The sequence below is a fragment of the Sinomicrobium oceani genome (genome assembly GCF_900119185.1).
In the GTDB taxonomy this organism is placed as follows: Bacteria; Bacteroidota; Bacteroidia; order Flavobacteriales; family Flavobacteriaceae; genus Sinomicrobium; species Sinomicrobium oceani.
On record NZ_FPJE01000001.1, the window covers coordinates 170,510 to 187,647 of the forward strand.

14 protein-coding genes are annotated in these 17,138 nt (G+C 46.7%); 8 read left to right on the forward strand and 6 right to left on the reverse strand.

Annotated features, from left to right (window positions below):
* The first annotated feature begins 50 nt into the window (after positions 1–50).
* From BT112_RS00770 to BT112_RS00785, 4 genes are all read left to right on the forward strand, one after another.
* Positions 51–857: a sterol desaturase family protein gene (locus tag BT112_RS00770; protein ID WP_072315389.1), complete on the forward strand. Its 807-nt coding sequence runs from the start codon at positions 51–53 to the stop codon at positions 855–857.
* Positions 854–2,725, forward strand: coding sequence for a beta-ketoacyl-ACP synthase III (locus tag BT112_RS00775; RefSeq protein WP_072315390.1), 1,872 nt, complete (start codon positions 854–856; stop codon positions 2,723–2,725). The genes BT112_RS00770 and BT112_RS00775 overlap by 4 nt, the downstream gene beginning before the upstream one ends.
* A gap of 287 nt (positions 2,726–3,012) precedes the next feature.
* Entirely contained in the window at positions 3,013–3,900 is an 888-nt protein-coding gene (locus BT112_RS00780; RefSeq protein WP_072315391.1) for a DUF6999 family protein, read from the forward strand.
* 15 nt (positions 3,901–3,915) lie between these two features.
* Positions 3,916–4,629, forward strand: coding sequence for a sterol desaturase family protein (locus BT112_RS00785; RefSeq protein WP_072315392.1), 714 nt, complete (start codon positions 3,916–3,918; stop codon positions 4,627–4,629).
* Between the two features lie 12 nt (positions 4,630–4,641).
* Here BT112_RS00785 and BT112_RS00790 read toward each other — a convergent pair whose 3' ends face one another.
* Together BT112_RS00790 and BT112_RS00795 are read right to left on the reverse strand one after the other, a co-directional pair.
* The gene (locus BT112_RS00790; protein ID WP_175545717.1) at positions 4,642–6,681 is read right to left on the reverse strand and encodes a sensor histidine kinase; all 2,040 of its coding nucleotides are present in this window, start codon (positions 6,679–6,681) and stop codon (positions 4,642–4,644) included.
* Positions 6,682–6,943: 262 nt separating this feature from the next.
* The gene (locus tag BT112_RS00795; RefSeq protein ID WP_072315394.1) at positions 6,944–7,645 is read right to left on the reverse strand and encodes a hypothetical protein; all 702 of its coding nucleotides are present in this window, start codon (positions 7,643–7,645) and stop codon (positions 6,944–6,946) included.
* A 430-nt stretch (positions 7,646–8,075) separates the two neighbouring features.
* Here BT112_RS00795 and BT112_RS00800 point away from each other — a divergent pair, with 430 nt between their 5' ends.
* The 4 genes from BT112_RS00800 to BT112_RS00815 all read left to right on the forward strand — a co-directional run bounded on the left by BT112_RS00800 (position 8,076) and on the right by BT112_RS00815 (position 11,161).
* Positions 8,076–8,816 (forward strand): ferritin-like domain-containing protein, encoded by a 741-nt coding sequence (locus BT112_RS00800; protein ID WP_072315395.1) that lies wholly within the window; start codon positions 8,076–8,078, stop codon positions 8,814–8,816.
* Between the two features lie 32 nt (positions 8,817–8,848).
* Complete coding sequence (locus tag BT112_RS00805; RefSeq protein WP_072315396.1) at positions 8,849–9,691, forward strand: ferritin-like domain-containing protein; 843 nt, start codon at positions 8,849–8,851, stop codon at positions 9,689–9,691.
* Positions 9,692–9,839: 148 nt separating this feature from the next.
* Positions 9,840–10,373: an RNA polymerase sigma factor gene (locus BT112_RS00810; RefSeq protein WP_072315397.1), complete on the forward strand. Its 534-nt coding sequence runs from the start codon at positions 9,840–9,842 to the stop codon at positions 10,371–10,373.
* Positions 10,370–11,161: an anti-sigma factor gene (locus BT112_RS00815; RefSeq protein WP_072315398.1), complete on the forward strand. Its 792-nt coding sequence runs from the start codon at positions 10,370–10,372 to the stop codon at positions 11,159–11,161. Before BT112_RS00810 ends, BT112_RS00815 begins: the two co-directional genes overlap by 4 nt.
* Before the next feature lie 197 nt (positions 11,162–11,358).
* Here BT112_RS00815 and BT112_RS00820 read toward each other — a convergent pair whose 3' ends face one another.
* From BT112_RS00820 to BT112_RS00835, 4 genes are read right to left on the reverse strand one after another with little or no spacing between them, the layout of a single operon-like run.
* Positions 11,359–12,696, reverse strand: coding sequence for a DUF5074 domain-containing protein (locus tag BT112_RS00820; RefSeq protein ID WP_072315399.1), 1,338 nt, complete (start codon positions 12,694–12,696; stop codon positions 11,359–11,361).
* A gap of 23 nt (positions 12,697–12,719) precedes the next feature.
* Positions 12,720–13,865, reverse strand: a complete 1,146-nt coding sequence (locus BT112_RS00825) for a hypothetical protein (protein WP_217652311.1) — start codon at positions 13,863–13,865, stop codon at positions 12,720–12,722.
* Between the two features lie 29 nt (positions 13,866–13,894).
* The gene (locus tag BT112_RS00830) at positions 13,895–15,082 is read right to left on the reverse strand and encodes a DUF5074 domain-containing protein (protein WP_072315401.1); all 1,188 of its coding nucleotides are present in this window, start codon (positions 15,080–15,082) and stop codon (positions 13,895–13,897) included.
* Positions 15,079–17,082: a TonB-dependent receptor plug domain-containing protein gene (locus BT112_RS00835; RefSeq protein ID WP_072315402.1), complete on the reverse strand. Its 2,004-nt coding sequence runs from the start codon at positions 17,080–17,082 to the stop codon at positions 15,079–15,081. The genes BT112_RS00830 and BT112_RS00835 overlap by 4 nt, the downstream gene beginning before the upstream one ends.
* Positions 17,083–17,138 lie beyond the last annotated feature (56 nt).

The following is a 17,138-nucleotide window of genomic DNA, read 5'->3' on the forward strand; positions in this document are numbered from 1 at the left end:
AGCTAAATACCCGGCTGCTGCGAGACTTATTTTTATATATTTACAAACAGGTGCTCGCATATTCCCTAAAAATCCTGGTTTTCTGGGATTCCCTGCTGAAAGGAGATACCGTATTTTTGTATCGTATGCCGGAAAAAATAATTATCTGGAGTTTTGAAACGTGGTACCATACGGTTATCAGCATGTTTCTGTTCTTCAATCTTCTTTACTGGGGCAGCGCTTTGGGAGGACAGTTGCTCTTAAAGTTTTTCCACAGGAAATCGGTAATCAGTACTATAGACAACGATAACATACGCCCGGGACAGGTAAAAAGAGAAATATCAAAATCAATGATGTCTATTGCGGTCTTTAGTCTCCAGGGTATTATTTTTCAGCAGGGAATACAGCATGGCTGGCTACATATTTCCTATTCGTTCAATTGGATATGCCTTATAGAAATACCTGTTTTGTTCTTCTGGAATGAGATCCATTTTTACCTGTGCCACGTCCTGATGCACCGAAAATGGTTTATGCGCCACGTTCATACCGAACATCACCGTTCCAAAGAACCTACGGTATTTTCTACCTATAGTTTTCACTGGTTCGAGGCATTCTTGCTGGGTACGGTTATTATTCCACCGTTGCTCTTCTACCCGTTCCATGTCTTATCCGTATTATCGCTTCCTGTAATGAGCATTCTCATTAACATGCTCGGGCACAGCAATTACGAATTTCACGGCAGTCGTAACCCCGGTCATCTGCTGAAGTTTTCTTATCGTCACAGTATGCATCACAAAACGGCAAAAGGAAATTTCGGTTTTATGCTCCCCTGGTTCGACCAGCTATTTAATACCACATACAAAACCAAAGAAAAATGAATAAAGTATATATTACGGCTTCCGGGACATTTTTGCCGAATGCCCCGGTAAGCAATGAAGAGATGGAACACATGCTCGGGACGATCAACGGTAACCCTTCGCGAAGAAAATCTGTTTTTCTCCGGAAAAACGGTATAAAAAGTCGCTATTACGCTATCGACAAGACACAGAAAACCACGCACAAAGCTTACGAAATGGCTGCTTCAGCCATACGAAACTGCCTGGATCAAAGCGGGATTTCTGAAAAAGAGATCGGGTTTTTAAGTACCGGCACCACACAAAGTGATCTGCCCGTACCCGGTTTTGCCAGTATGGTACACGGAGAAAGCGGACTGGGGCGTTGTGGTATCTCATCGCATCAAAGCGTATGCGCTTCGGGCCTGATGGCGGTAAAAAGCGCTTTTATGCAGGTACAATCGGGGGAAACAAAGAATGCCATATCCTGCGCAGCCGAATTGTCCAGCCGGATGTTTAAGTCCGACCGTTTTCTTCACCAGGCTTTCGTAACCGAAGGAGCAGAAATCCCGCTGGAAACCGAATTCCTCCGCTGGATGCTCAGCGACGGTGCCGGAGCCCTGCTGTTACAGGACAGTCCCTCCCCCGGCGGGCTCTCTCTCGAAGTAGAGTGGATAGACCTGCAATCGTATGCCAACACCTATGAAGTATGTATGTACACCGGGGCCAGAAAAGCAGCAGACGGCTCCATAGCGGAAACCTGGCTCGATTGCGGCAGTGTCTCTGAAGCAGACCGGGAAGGCATGATCAACCTGAGACAGGATATGCACCTCGTAGAAAATATCGTGAAACTCGGTGTCGACCGTTTTTTTGAACTCACGGACAGTGGCAGAATCGATCCGAAAAATATCGATTGGTTGCTCTGCCACTATTCATCCCATCATTTCAAACCACAGATCGTCGACCTGCTACGGAAAGGAGGACTGGAAATTGAAGAAGAAAAGTGGTTCACTACACTTTACGACAAAGGCAATATGGGATCGGCATCGATCTTTGTGACTATCGACGAACTTCTGCGAAGCGGCAAGCTTCGCGAAGGACAACAGATACTCTGTATGGTTCCGGAAAGCGGCCGTTTTATTACCGGTTTTATGGCACTCAAAGTGGTCTCGGGCAAACCGAAAGTATCTTCCGGCGAACTTCAGCAGGCCATTAAAGCGCCGGATATCCATATTACGGGAAGTCCGGTACAGGAATGGCTGGTAAGGCAACTGACCACGACCTGGTTCGATTTCGAACGATCGCTGCAGGAAGTCCCTTTGGTTCGCAAAATATACAACGGAACACTTACCCTGGAAGAATACCAACGTCTGCTTGTCAATCTCCGTCAACAGGTCATAGACGGTTCGCAATGGATCGCAAGGGCGGCATCTCATGTAAGCATGGAACACTTCCCGGTCCGTTCCTCTTTTATCCGGCATGCTTCGGACGAGCACCGGGATTATCAGCTCCTGGAAAAAAATTACCTGCAATGCGGAGGACGTGAAGAAGACATTCTTACCGGCAATAAAAATATCGGTAGCGAAGCCTTAAGTGCTTTTATGTTTCACCGGGCGAGTCAGCCCGACCCTTTCGATCTGCTGGGAGGAATGTTTATCATCGAAGGCCTCGGGAACAGGGTAGCCGGAAAATGGGGACGGGCCATACAGCAACAACTGCAACTGAACGATGACCAGGTGTCCTTTTTCATCTATCACGAAAGCAGCGACAGTAACGAAAATCATTTCGAACGCTTCGAAAAGGCTATCCAGAGTGATCTGCTCACCAAACAGATCGCAGAAAAAATTGTCAAAACCGCCAAAGTGGTCGCCAGGCTCTATACCATGCAACTCGAAGAGATCGATCATTTTTAGTTGCGGAACCACCGGCCAGTGCTTTCGGAATACTATATTTATCGTATTTTCCGGAAGCAATACCTGCGAAAGATCACGCTTTTGGAAAAATGCATAACCCCTTTCGTATTTTTAATGATTTAAGGTGAATTTATCCACATGAAACCCTCATAGAGGGATTTGATATGGTCAAGGTAAATGCCTCTGCAAAAGGAGATGAATAAAGTAAACGTTTTTTAAGGAATGGTGACTCCTTTTACAATTGCGTAATCACCTAAAATACAGATGTTTAATTTGATTTTATTCGCATGAAAAATTACTCCGAATATTTCGAAACTCTCGAAAACAATCCACGCGACCCCAGTCACTGGCACGCGCTGTACCTCGACCACAGCATCCCGTTCAACCGGGATGCCAAAGCGGCTTTTCTCTACGATGCCAACAGTAAGACCCGGCAGTTCCTCAACCCGGTAGTACGTATTCTTGCCCGGCTGGCCATCCATGTCATGCAGGTGATAAAAATAGTTATCCCCAACCTCATCAATGCCCCCAAAGCATTGCACTGGAGTTTGTATATGGGAATGAAATATTTCATCACGCCACAGGCCAACTTTCTCATCCTTCGTCATTTTTATCTCGGTTCGGAAGTGCTCCGGTTTATCAAAGACAATGTCGAAGGAGCAGAAGACATTCCGATGAACCCGCTAAAACCCGTTTCCGTCCGGGCCGTAAAGGACAATCTTTTCCTGGAACACGACCTCAATCTTTACAATTTTATCATCAATCTCAACAAGGCTCTCGAATCGCGCGGTTTAAAGGTAGAAAAGAAAGACCGGCCGGATTTCAGTGCTATTTCCACCACCCCCATTCCTTTTGAAAATTTCCGTAACGGATGGACCAATTTCCTCGACCTGGGCACGGCTATTGAGATCTTCACCCCCGTCTACCAGTTTTTCCTTACGGATAACGATTTCTGGAGGGCAACGAACTCGTTGCAACTGGACGAAGTTATCGGGCTGTATGCAGCAACTATAATGGATTGCCCGGAAAAACTGGTAGCCTTAAACAACAAACACCCCATGATCCCGCTACCTACGGCCGGAGCAGCTTTCCGCCTGTTGTTACACGGTTTTTCCACCGAAGTACTTCACGCCCTGCTCGTAGAAGCCAAACTGCAACAGGAAACTTCCGTTTAAAATATAGAATACGGCATGCTGTATATTCCCGAACCATTATCCTTACCGGAAGTCTTGTGGTATTCGCTGCTTTTGAATATTGCGATTTACGTACTGACGCTTGCAGCGGGGCGAATGATCCGCTATCTGTATGACAAAAAAATGGTGGTTGTTCCCCGGAAAAAGATGGTGATATCCTGGCTGACCATAATGATTAATACGGGGATTACGGTGATCGGGTATGTGATATGGCAGTGCGGGTGGATACATATTGTCCCGGGAACGTGGCAAAATACCTTTACGGACTTTATAGTGCTCTTTCTGGGTATGGATTTTCTGATGTACGTTTTTCATCTTCTGATCCACCGTACTTTTCTGTACCGCGCCATTCACGGATTGCATCACGAATCCCGGGACCCGGTACCTGTGGATCTCTTTATCCTGCACCCGTTGGAAACCTTTGGATTCGGTTTCCTGTGGATCGCGTTACTCATGCTTTACCCGGCCGGGCTGTACGCTATCATAGCCTATCTTGCGATGAATATTATTTTCGGACTTGCGGGACATCTCGGGCTGGAGCCTCTTTCGGAAAAAGTGCGACAAAACATCCTTTTTCGTTATCTCGGCACTTCATCCTTTCACCATGGCCATCACCTTGACATTCATTGCAATTTCGGGTTTTACACTACGCTATGGGACCGTTTGTTCGGGACCTGGAAAGAGACTAATAATATCACAAATACGGATTAAACCTGCATCCGGTTACTTTTTCTTTTCGGGTTCCGGGTGTACCAGGCACTCTACGGTAATGGTAGTTCCGTTCCCTTTTTCGGTAAGGATGTCCATAGAACCATTTAAAAACTCCACCCGCGCACGAATGTTGGTCCAGCCTGCGCTTTGCCTGCCCGTATCTGCGATCTTTTCCTTGTCAAAACCTACACCGTCATCCTCCACGGTAAGAAATATTTTGTGTTGTACCTGCTGAAGCTGTACGTAGATCATTGAGGCTTCGGCATGCTTCATAGCATTATTTACCAGTTCCTGCATAATACGATACAAGACCATTTGCCGGGGATGATCCATTTCGTTGGTATAGTTGAATACCCTGCATTCGATATGGATCCCGGAGGTACGGAACCGCTGGCAATATTCTTTCAATGCTTCTCCGAGCCCGTAACGGATAAGGATTTCCGGCATCATACTATGCGCTATACGGCGCAGTTCATTGACCGCATCGTCGAGGTGCTCCATGGTCTTGTCCATCAGTTCCTGTCCCCCGGAACTGCTCAGCACAGATTTCACCGCAGACATCTCTATCTTTATTCCGGAGAGCAATCCACCCAGTCCGTCGTGCAGATCCCGCGCAAGGCGACTGCGTTCCTGTTCCTGTCCCTCCAGCATAGCGGAGAGGAGGGCAATGCGGTTTTTCTGCTCGAGCTTATTCACTTCCATGACATGAAGCTGTTTCTGTTGCTTCATAGCCCGGGTTCGTTGCTGATTGGCATAAACCAGGATAATAATGGCTATCAAACCGGTCAGCGCAAGACCTATATACAAACGGTTTAATTTTTTGCCATACATGATCTTTTCCTGTAAAACGGCGAGCTCCCTTTCCTTTTTATTGGTGTCATACTGAGCCTCCAGCTTCTGAGCGAGCGCCATTTTTTCCATATCAAAGCGATTGGTATACTCCCGCACATACTGCTTGTAGTAACGCAGGGCTTCTCCGATATCTCCCTGCTTCTCCCTGATTACGGAAAAATACCAGGATATATCGGGGATAATTCTGTTATCCGTAACCGGCCCCTCATGAGCTGCAACCGCGGCATTTCCGATAAGGAATTCAGCCCTTTTATAGTCTTCGTTCATCACGGCATATTCCGTCAGCATAATATAACTCCTGGCCAGCACGGTATGGACATCGGTTTTCCTGGCCTCTTCCACAGCCATATCAAGGTAATGATAAACTTCCTCTTCGTACGCAGAAGGCATATAGCGTGAATACAGCTCAGCTACATAATAGGCCGCTTCCGGAAGCCGGGTAAGATGTACTACCCGATCTCTGTGTTCCCGAAGAAAAGCTATAGAATTCTTATAGTGATATAATGCCGAATCGCGTAATACCGCCCTGGTCGTATCCTTTTTAAAACGGTCCGCAAAACTGTTTGCCAGAGTCAGCTCCCCGTACACGTGCAGGTCCGGATCTTGTGTTTTCCGGGCTTCCGTGTAACACAAATGCGCATATTTCTGTTGGTTTTGTGTATCGCTCCATTCCCCGTAAGCCTGAGACATTTCTCCGTATATCGCGCTTTTTACGGCATGCGCCTTTTCGCTTTCCAAGGCATGAAGGCCTTTAAGAAATAATGCAATGCCCTCCCGGGGCTTGTTTTGCCGCAAACGAAACCAACCCCGGGTATAGTCGGTAAAGGCAAGAACTTCATTATTCCCCGCCTCATTACTGTAATATACCGCACTATCAATAAGCTGCTGCGCCTGCAGGTACTGGTTGTCTTCCACATACCACCTGGCCAGTATGGCGTATAAACGAGCGCCGTATCTTTTATCTTCCAATTGTTCCGAAAGCTTCAGGGCCTGGTTCAACGTTGCAAACCCTTTATCATGCCCCCTCCTGTAAAACCGTATTTCCGCGAGTTTGGTCAATGCCTCAACGCGCTGCGATATGGAGAGATTCTTTTCCGCGAGAACCAGTTGAAGCGAATCCTCAACGATGTGAGCACGGACCGGTGCTTCGGGAATGAGAAATAAGCCCGTAAAAAACAGGGGGATCAAAAAGGTTTTCACGGATTTACGAAAACAATCGTATAATGAAGTAAAAAACATGCTATATCATCTGTTTATTTTTACGCAGCATATCACATCCCGTATGGGACTACCGTATTGCCGCCTGAAAAATCCCAACGTTTCCCCTATCGGCAAACGATGATACCCCCTCCACTATAAGCATACCTTATTGTACCGGGAATATGTACAAAAGTAGCCATAACCGTACATAGTTCACAATCCCGAAAAACCGGGGTTTTAAGAAAAAGTATACCGGATAAGATCAGGGAAGTTCGGCGGCAGTTTCCGGAATCGCAAAAGTATCAAAATCCACTGGAGCTCCGACCGTAAAGGAATGCGTGGTCATTCTGAGGTGGAAATTTCCCTTTTTCTGTGTTTTCTGCAGCACTAAACTCCCGGGAGCAGCAAACGTATGTTCGGAAGGTCCTATGTGAAAGCCCCAGGGTTGTCCTTCGGCCCAGATGACCGCTGTAGCCCCGTCCGGATATTCCCATTTCACGACCTGTTGCCCCATAAATTCTTCATGAGTACCCTGGACTTCCGGGGGAGCAACTTCCCCAAACTCTTCCGACACCGGTCGGAAAGGTAGCCCGAAAGCTTCAGGAAGTCCTTTTTCTTCCTGCTCAAGAGTGTCTTCTTTCAGGTCATACACCACAACGTGCCCCGGAATTTTCACGGTGAGATCGCCCTGATGCGATAATTCGAAACGGCATTCTCCCGGATTCAATACTTCTCCCGACATCCGGAACCCCCAGGATTCCTGCCTGATGACAATTTTACCGGGAACAATCGCGAGCTGATAGCGTCTGGTCCCCAGTTTACCGAGTTCAACTGCAGAAAGTCCGGAGATCTTTTTCCCCATAGATTCGCACAGGGTTACCGCATCGTTATATTGTTTCTTTATGACGTTATTCCCATCGCCATCCAGCGTTTCCATCACCTGATCTACGTATATCTCCGGCATTTTTTCTTCATCCTGACAGGATGATAAACAACAGGACATAAAACAGTAAACCGATAACAAAAGCAGGAAACGGCAGCTTTTCGCAAAACACATTACGATATGATGATAACTATTGATAAACACGGGTTAAAATTATCTGTTTTCGGGAGAATATACAACTGTTATATGTATTAAGGAAAAAACCAGCTCTGACCTCCTTTTCTCAAGGATTCTATATGTTATGCATTACCACATTATAAAACTTTTGATCAAAAAAGATAGTATCAAAAACGCAAAACACCCTACCAAACCTTTGAACACATGACAATTAACTTCCGTTTTTCCTCCAATATTCTCTATTTTTCCACCATGTTAACAAAATTTTAACATTAAAAATAAAACCACCTTAGGAGAAGCTGCGTAAGTGTCCACGTAACTAAAATACGGAATTATGAAAAAAATACCTGTTAAAGTAAATCTTCAGGAATCCGTGAACGGGAAATCAAATTCCCGCAGACAATTCCTGAAAGTAGGAAGTTTAGCCGTTGTCGGCACCAGTTTGTTACTATCCTGTAACAACGATGACGACAATGGGATGCCTGATCCTGACGGCGTTTTTGATCTCGGTAGCGGAGATCTCGGAATCTTGAATTACGCTTATGCACTGGAACAGCTCGAAGCTGCATTTTACACCAGTGTTCTGGATGGTTCGTACTGGATGAGTGCCAGTGCAGAAGAAAAGCTTATTCTGGAAGACCTTTATAAGCACGAGGTCATTCACCGTGAATTTTTCAAAGCTGCCATCACTGCTGCCGTCAATGGCGATAGTAGTAAAGTATTACCCGAATTGGAATTTGATTTCTCTTCTGTGAATTTTAGTGACCGTGGGTCTGTTCTTGGTACTGCAAAGGTACTCGAAGACACCGGGGTTGCGGCTTACAATGGTGCCGGAACTTATATTACCACACCGGACTACCTGGTTATCGCAGGAAAAATTGTTTCTGTAGAAGCCAGGCATGCTGCTGCCATACGGTCGATTTACATGGACGATCCGAAAGCATTTGCCGGAGACGATGTCGTTGATGCCAATGGTCTTGACCTGGCTAAACCGCCTTCCGAGATTTTAAGTGCAGTGGGCGCAACAGGTTTTATCAAAACCGAATTTACGGCCAATCAATTGCCTGAGGATTAATTCGTCTTATCATTAACTCAAACAGAAAAATTATGGAAATCATAAAATTTTTAGAATCGTTTACTTCCGATAATCTTATGGCGAAGACTTCTTCCCGAAGAGATGTTTTCGGAACTTTCGGCGAGCTTGGTAAAAAAGCAGCTTTGGCTGCCATTCCTTTCGGACTGGCCGTAGCTCCTAAAAAGACTTTTGCTTTTCAGGACCAGAATGCAGCTATAGGTGCCTTACAACTGGCCCTGACCCTGGAATACCTGGAAGCTGAGTTTTACATCAAGGCACTCGAATCGGGGGTACTGCCCGCAGGAAGTGATGCCGAGGCTATATACGAACAGATTTCAAAGCACGAGTCCGCACACGTAAGTTTCCTGATCGACGGATTGGGTGATAATGCGGTGGATTCTCCGACGTTCGACTTTACCGTAGGCGGAACCTTTGACCCTTTCAACGAGAACGGAACCGGGCAGGAAGTGGCTTATGCACAGCTTCTTGCTCTCGCCCAGGCTTTCGAAGATACCGGAGTAAGAGCTTATAAAGGACAGGCCGGTAACCTCATGGGAACTCCTTTCCTGACCCCTGCTCTCCAGATCCATTCCGTGGAAGCACGCCATGCTTCCGAGATCCGCAGATTGAGAGCGCATGTGATGGATATGGACCTCAATCAAAATGCACTCGGCTGGATCACCATGAACAACAGAGGTCCGGGAATGCCCGAGGCCACACAGGCCGTATATGACGGAGAAGAAAATGTAACCCAGGGAGGCGTCAACCTGGTGAACGCAACAGAATTTACCAATGTAGCCGTGTCCCAATCTTACGACGAACCTATGGACGGAGATACAGCAGCGACCATTGCAGGTTTATTCATAGTTTCGTGAAGTTTTCACGATAGTTTCTAAGTTAGTTGTACGCGATTGGAAATAGTCCGGGCGTATGTCCCGGGCTATTTCATTTTTACATTTTTTTTAACATTACTTTTGGCCTTCCGGATTTTTCCTACTACTTTTAATGCATAATGTTCTTTTTATGCAACAAGATCTATTGATTACCCAACTCTGTCAGGGCAACGAAAAAGCCTTTGAGCGCATTTATGAACTATACTCAAGAAGTATCTACGGTATTATTTTCAGTATAATTCGCGATGAGGAAGTTTCTGAAGAAATCCTACAGGATGTCTTTCTTAAAATATGGCATGAAGCTTCGTCATACGATCCGGAAAAAGGACGTTTCTTTACCTGGATACTGAATATCACCCGAAATGCTTCGATAGACAAACTTCGATCCAAAGAATTCAAAAACAGTCAGATGAACGTCAAAGGCGAATACTTTTCGGATATTCTGGAATCCGGAAATGCGGTCACCGGAAAGATCGATGCCATAGGTCTCCAGAAGTATATCGACATCCTCGGACCAATGTGTAAAAAACTGATTGACATGCTGTTTTTCAAAGGGTTTACGCAAAAAGAAAGTGCCAAAGAATTACAGATCCCTCTCGGGACTGTAAAAACAAGGAACAGGATGTGTATTAATAAATTACGCGCTAACGTCATCAATCAATGAATACAGAAGAATACATAGCCTCCGGAATTCTGGAACTCTATGTTTACGGCGCACTTACCGACGCCGAAAACAGGGAGATCACCCGGAACCTCAAACAATATCCGGAAATCCGGACCGAGGTAGAAGAAATAGAAAAGGTGTTGATAGACCTTTCCGGAACGATGGCCCCGGAAGACCTGGAACACTTGTTGCAAGCTATCAAAACCAAACTGGCACGAAGATCTGCGGCAATCCCGGTACATGCCAAACGCAGTCCATGGCTGGCTTACACCGGTTGGGCCGCCAGTGTGGTATTGCTGATCGGTTTATTCCTGCTCTTTAACCAAAACAGTGACCTTAAGAATACACTGAACGACACCAAGAACAAAAACATACAGCTGGAGATCGAAATCGCCGATACGCGAAATGAAGTCGAAAGAACCAAAACCCTTCTTGATGTAATGAGAGATCCTCATATGCTGAAAATACCGCTGGAAGGACAACAGGCCGCTCCGGAAGCGTATGCCGCCATCTACTGGGATAAAGAAAATCATGTTGCTTATGTCGATGCAAAGGGACTCCCCGAACCTCCGGAAGGTATGGTCTACCAGATATGGTCTCTCAAAATGGATCCGCTTACCCCAACCAGTATCGGATTGCTCGACAAGTTTGCCTCTGACGATAACAAAATGTTCGAACTCCGCAATGCCAATGCTTCGGAAGGTTTCGGAATTACACTCGAACCTGAGGGCGGAAGCAAAACACCGACAATGGAAAGACTTTATACACTGGGTGTAGTATCGTCCTAACGGTAATCATAACTAAATTGTAGCGATTTCATTCGAAGGAATATGGGGCATTGAATAGTTGCCCGAAAAACCAGCTTACAGCCCGTCCTTCCATGGAAGCAATAAAAAAAAGCTGCCCGGCCAAACGAAAATTTGTTTGGCCGGGCAGCTTTTTTTCGGAATAAGCCCGAGTATAATCCAGACCGTATTCTTACAGACTATTCGTGAAAAACGGAGACAGACGGGAAATAATATCCCTCATAGGCTTTATTTTCCAGAATATCTCCGTTTTGTCCGTCATATATAAAAAGTACGTTCTTACTAAAATTGTCTCCATAACCTTTATTTACGGTATTCACGACAAGCGTTCCTCGATGCTGGTCGTATGCAATACCGGCACCGTAAGTAACACGTTCTCCCGGTAAGGTAATAAAAGGTAAAGTCAGCGAAGCTTCATTTCCGGTGTAACGATAGATCTCGTTACCCCCGCTGAACATGTTGTTCCTGGTCATATACACCTCCGAATCTCCTGCTGCAATTGACCCCGGGTGCCAGGCTCCCCATGCTCCGTAGACCTCAAAACCGAGGTCCACTTCTTCCGTTTCGAGGGTTTCCGGGTCTATACCAATAAGGCTGGTTCCTCCGGCCATCCACACCTTACCATCTGCAGTACGGGCAAATCCTACCTGTACCCCGGGAACGGTCTTTTCGATTTCCAGGGAAGAAGTATTGAGTATCACGGCCCCTTCACGTTGTGAAAGTACAAAAACACGGCTACCGGCTTTCAGCAGGTCACCTGTTTGTCCGCTGATACCTTCAATCCTGCTTTCCGTTTCCAGTGCATCCAGGTTCAGCCTGTACAATCCGTCTCCGGCACTGAGAAGTCCGGTGCTGCTGTCTATACCTGCCACAGCACGCCAGTCATTACCTCCCTGTGCCGGTATCCTTCCTTTTTCCTTCAGGGAGTAGGCATCTGCCACGACCAGCGGTCCCCCGACCTTGGAAACCAGAAACAGTTTTTCGTCATACACGGTACCGTATTGGAGTGTAGAAGATACGGGAAGCAGGTTTTTATCCGGATTGGTTTTTATAAATATGCTGTCCTCTATGGCCCGGGTATCGTAACGATAGAAATTAACCGTTCCCGTTCCGTGCCCGAACCATCCTTCGTTAATAATAAAGAAGCCGTTCTCAAACCCTCCGAGCGTATGTACGTTATATACGACAGCAGCTTCATCTTCCTCGTTCGTAAGGGTAAACGATATTTCATAATCACCGCGATCGGCAGGCTCAAAAGTAAAAACCGAATCCTTCCCTACTTCCTCCCCGGCAATGGTCCAGCGATAAGAAACAGGACTTACGGACTGCCACTGCGGCTGTAACGTAATAGTCTGTCCCAATGTAAGTGTATCCTGCAGCTTTTGTTCGATGATTACCAGAGATTTTCCCGGAACCCCGGTGGCGTCTTCTATAAGGTTATCATCATCGATACATCCCGTTAGACAGACGAAAACCAACAGATACAAAAAATAAGGTAGATATGTTATCCTTTTCATTGTTGAAATCAGGTATAAAATGATTAGTGTGTAATACTCAGGTCGGCAACTCCGGTAACTTCCGTAGACAATTCGCCCAGCCATCCCATATTGGCCTGTATACCGGTTTGTATTTTCACAAAATCAATCCCTTCCAGAACTACAGCATTCCCGTCTTCATCGATGGCATCGGCAATGTCTATCGTATCTCCACCGGCCGTATTGTCGGCGTACCCGTATGCAAAAGGGGCACTGGTTATATATGAAGGGTTGCTCATATCGATATTCGCGGAAGACAGGAGGGTTCCTTCCAGGGTATAAGAATCTGCCGCTATCCATTGGGGATAATAAGCCTGGGTATGAAAGCTATTGGTAGCTATGACCCCGGTATTACCCTGGTTATCTTCCCAAGGGATATCCGCCGACGGATCTCCGGGACGGTGGTAGGTGACTTCATAATGCTGTATGGTTCCTTCCAGTTCATGGGCACTCCCTTTGACCTGGTACCAGGTGTCGTCCGGCAATCCGTTTCCGTTTTCATCCTGCATCACCCATACTACTCCGGGCTCTGCAAAATTGGGCATGGCATTACCATATATGATAATATCGCCTTCATCCTCCCTGTTAAGTACGGTATGATCGAAACCGAGGACAATACTGCCTCCCCATCCTCCGAGACTTACCAGTCCTTTCTTACCTATGATGCCTTCCGCACTTTCCAGGTTTCCGGGATTTTTATTGATAAACTGTCCCGGGGCAGGCAGGAATTCAAAGAGTTCGGAGACATACGCATTACTGTTTTCCGTGATAGCCCTTAACCGTATCGCGGTACGGATACGGAACTCCTTTTCAAAACTTCCGGCACTGTTAAAGGCTCTGTAAGACAGCGTGTATTCGCCCGTTCTTTCGGGAGTAAATTCTACCTGCCCGGTTTGGGAAAGTACAACGTCATTGAGACTCCACGCTTCCTCGTATTCAAAATCATTGTCATTGCTTGCTGTCAGGGACAGTGTATCCCCCAGGCGAAGGAAAAAATCGGTGTCGTCGGTATCAAAACCTATTTCAGGGGCTTCGATTTCCGGCAATACGGTTCCGTCATCATCCCCGGAACATGATAATAAGAACAGAAGTAATACCGATCCGGTAAAAACAGCCAGGGCATTCCGGTTCATTTTTGTTAAAGTGTACATAGATATTGATTATTTAGTTTAGTTATTTACTATTGATTGGTTTTAAAAGCAAAGTGTGCCGGAATATCCCCTGTTTTCACCGACCATTTCAGCGTGCCATCCGGATAAAAGCAATAGAGGACACCGGGTGTTACGTAATCTCCGGCATCGGTAAGCAGTATCTCCCCGTTATCGGGCCGGATGGCAAGGCCATAAGGTGTTTTGATCTTTTCGACGGTATTATCCGTAATAAATGACCCTTCGAGTATGTTTTTCGTACGGGTATCGATCTTATTATACGATATGGTGTTGGCTCCTGTTACATAACTGAATTCCATACTGTATGTATACGCTATACCTTCGTGTATGGCCAGGTCGCTCACTGCGATGTCCAGGGTGTCTTTTACTTCGTCCTTACCGGTATCTACTACAAATAACCGCGACGGGATATCGTAGTAATCACCCCGGGATGATACGTAGATATCTCCTTCTTCGTCTATTTTAAGGCGGTGGAGATTCTTGGCTACCTCAATACGTTTGGTTTCGGTAAAGGAGGCGATATCGATAACCGATATCGTCGTTTCATAATCGGGCGGGCTGTATCCTCCGGAATTAGCCACATAAATTTTTCCTTCATAGGCTGCCAGTTCTTCCGGTTGTCTTCCTACTTCGACAGTCCTGGTAATGTTGAGGCTGGTGGTATCGATCTCGGCCACAATACCATTGGGGGCATTGGGATCTCCTATGGACCCCAGGTAAGTACTGAGATAGGCCTTTCCTTCGTAGAACGTAATATACCGGCAGTTATCCACATCTATCTGTTTCAGTCTTTTCCCGGTTTCCACATCCAGTACTTCTACTTTATTGGAAGCATTGACTACGACATAAAGCTTGGAACCGTAAATCCCGATATCATTCCCTACATCTCCCAGGCCGCCTACGGCATCGGGATTGGCACGGGAAAATATATTTCGGCTGTAGGTTCCGGTGGCATCATCAAAATAATCGAGTGAGGCTTTATTCTGGAACATATTTCCTTCATTGAGCAGGAAAAAGCCTTCCACTTTCAACTCGGCAACAGGATCTTCGGGATCTTCGGGATCCACAGGAACTTCGGGGACCTCATCATCTTCCGTAAAGTCGGTCATATCATCATTACGGCAGCCTGCCAGGAAGAGCCATCCTGTACCGAACAGGAAGATTACATAAAAACGGAGAAATCTCAGGTATTTTTTCATAAGGTATAATGTAAAGTGATGCGAAAGGAACGTCCCGGCATGGGGAAGTTTTTGATTACATCGTAATATTGATTAAACAGATTGTTAAGTTCGGCTCCGAGTAGCAGTTCATTGCCGGAAAAAGAAAGTTTATATCGCAAAGCAAGGTCATGCGTGTACCATGGCTGCAGGTAATTGGAGGGTATATTGGCCTTCTGGCTATAGCGCTCCCCGGTGTAAATAAAGCTGTAATTGAGTTCGGCCTGCCTGTAATCGAGCGTGAGCCCGGCACTTCCGCTGTGCCTGGAAATGTAAGGGATCTGATCGCCATAGCTCGTTCCGCCGGGTGTGACATCCACGGCCTGCTGCCAGGTGTAGTGAAGCTGACCGGAATATCCGATCCCGAACAGGGTTTTTCCTGAAATCTCCGTATTGATCTCCACCCCCGTCGTCTCTACTTTGCCCAGGTTAAGCATTGTCCACCGAAAGAGATTGGCTCCGGGGACCGCTACGATCTTATCGGTGATCCACACCTTGTAGACATCTGAAGTTAGCCGGAGATCGAAGTTGTCAAAATGATGCTGAAAAGACAATCCTCCGTTGATCTGTTCGGCGTATTCCGGTTTCAGGAACGTATTACCTATAAAGGTATAATAAAGGTCATTGAAAGTAGGCATCCGGAAAATACGTTTGTAAAATGCGCGGATGCGAAAGTCGCCGGTTTCCAGCGGTTGCCAGTTCAACGCTACCGTCGGGGTAAATTCCTGTTTGTCTTCCGCCCCTTCATAATACTTTACCGATTCCCTGATCGTTGTACTCAGTATTCCGGCTTCCAGGCGCAAACACTCCCATTGCCAACGGGTTGTGAACGCCGCAAGAAAGCTATTCCGTTCGGGGTAGGCAAAACGATACAGGTTGGCATCGAGCGTATTATTTTCGTAGTCCGTGGCCAGTGACAAGCTCCACACCTCACTGATCTTTAAATTATGGGCCAGGGAGAAATACAGGGTCTGCTGATCGTAACGATTGTCCAGAAAACCCGAAGTGGTTACGATCTCCGGATCTCGGTAACGGGTATGATCTTTGGCATACTTTCCGCGGAATACCAGCATATAACGATCGCCTACCTGTTGCCGGAACTCTCCCTGCAGAAAGTTATTCCTGTCCCACAACCGCTGTGGCCGACGGAATCTGTTGGCTACAACTGCTCCGGGCAGTCCCCTTTCGGAGTCGTAATGGTAGTATTTCAAATACCATTTCCGCCCGAAATCGGGAGAAGTTCCGTGCAGCGAAGTTTCCAGCCGTAAAGCACGGATATCCGCATTGTGCCTTGTGGCCGTGGTATCGTAACTACCGTTCGTAAACCTGAATTTGTAACGCCCGTGGGCATAGGTGTAACCGGAACTGATCCGGAATGCCAGATGATCGCTCAGTTTATAATCGGCATTCAATACCGGGTTGATCAATCCGAACGACCCTGTTTTAACACCCATGCGTATCCGGGTACGTTGGCCAGGGGCAAATTCGGGTGATTTGGTTTGCAAATATATGGTACTTGCCGAAGCATAGGCCTTGGCCGATTGCCCTGCATCGGATCGCTGGGCATTGTACAGGGCTACCTCTTCCATATTATCCAGGGAAAACCTCCCGAGATCGACCTGGCCGTTCTGCGCGTTGCCCAGCCTGATCCCGTCATAGAAAACCCCGGTATGTTCCGTACCCATACTGCGTACGTTAATAGTTTTGAGTCCGCCTACCCCACCGTAATCCTTGAGTTGTACCCCACTGAAATACCGGATGGCATCGGCTACGGAAAGACTGTTGAGACGCTGTAAAGCTTCTCCGGAACTTATCTGAACGGGAACGGTTGCCGAGTGCTCCCGTTTTACGGCATCTTTCACAAGGACTACCTCCTCCAGATGACGGTAACGAATACTATCCTGCCCCTGTGCAAACGCAAAGCATACTGCCCAGAACAGCATGAAAACAACCGGTAAAACCTGCTTTTTGTGTGTCGACATCTCCCGTATCTTTTATCCGGACATGGCATAGGGAGAAGTTTTGCATCGTACATGCA

Excerpts from the sequence above, each read along its gene's own strand:
- BT112_RS00780 (WP_072315391.1), top strand. The coding sequence starts at position 3,013 with ATGAAAAATTACTCCGAATATTTCGAAACTCTCGAAAACAATCCACGC.
- BT112_RS00825 (WP_217652311.1), bottom strand. The coding sequence starts at position 13,865 with ATGTACACTTTAACAAAAATGAACCGGAATGCCCTGGCTGTTTTTACC.
- BT112_RS00820 (WP_072315399.1), bottom strand. The coding sequence starts at position 12,696 with ATGAAAAGGATAACATATCTACCTTATTTTTTGTATCTGTTGGTTTTC.
- BT112_RS00795 (WP_072315394.1), bottom strand. The coding sequence starts at position 7,645 with ATGCCGGAGATATACGTAGATCAGGTGATGGAAACGCTGGATGGCGAT.
- BT112_RS00810 (WP_072315397.1), top strand. The coding sequence starts at position 9,840 with ATGCAACAAGATCTATTGATTACCCAACTCTGTCAGGGCAACGAAAAA.
- BT112_RS00800 (WP_072315395.1), top strand. The coding sequence starts at position 8,076 with ATGAAAAAAATACCTGTTAAAGTAAATCTTCAGGAATCCGTGAACGGG.
- BT112_RS00815 (WP_072315398.1), top strand. The coding sequence starts at position 10,370 with ATGAATACAGAAGAATACATAGCCTCCGGAATTCTGGAACTCTATGTT.
- BT112_RS00775 (WP_072315390.1), top strand. The coding sequence starts at position 854 with ATGAATAAAGTATATATTACGGCTTCCGGGACATTTTTGCCGAATGCC.
- BT112_RS00830 (WP_072315401.1), bottom strand. The coding sequence starts at position 15,082 with ATGAAAAAATACCTGAGATTTCTCCGTTTTTATGTAATCTTCCTGTTC.
- BT112_RS00805 (WP_072315396.1), top strand. The coding sequence starts at position 8,849 with ATGGAAATCATAAAATTTTTAGAATCGTTTACTTCCGATAATCTTATG.
- BT112_RS00785 (WP_072315392.1), top strand. The coding sequence starts at position 3,916 with ATGCTGTATATTCCCGAACCATTATCCTTACCGGAAGTCTTGTGGTAT.
- BT112_RS00835 (WP_072315402.1), bottom strand. The coding sequence starts at position 17,082 with ATGTCGACACACAAAAAGCAGGTTTTACCGGTTGTTTTCATGCTGTTC.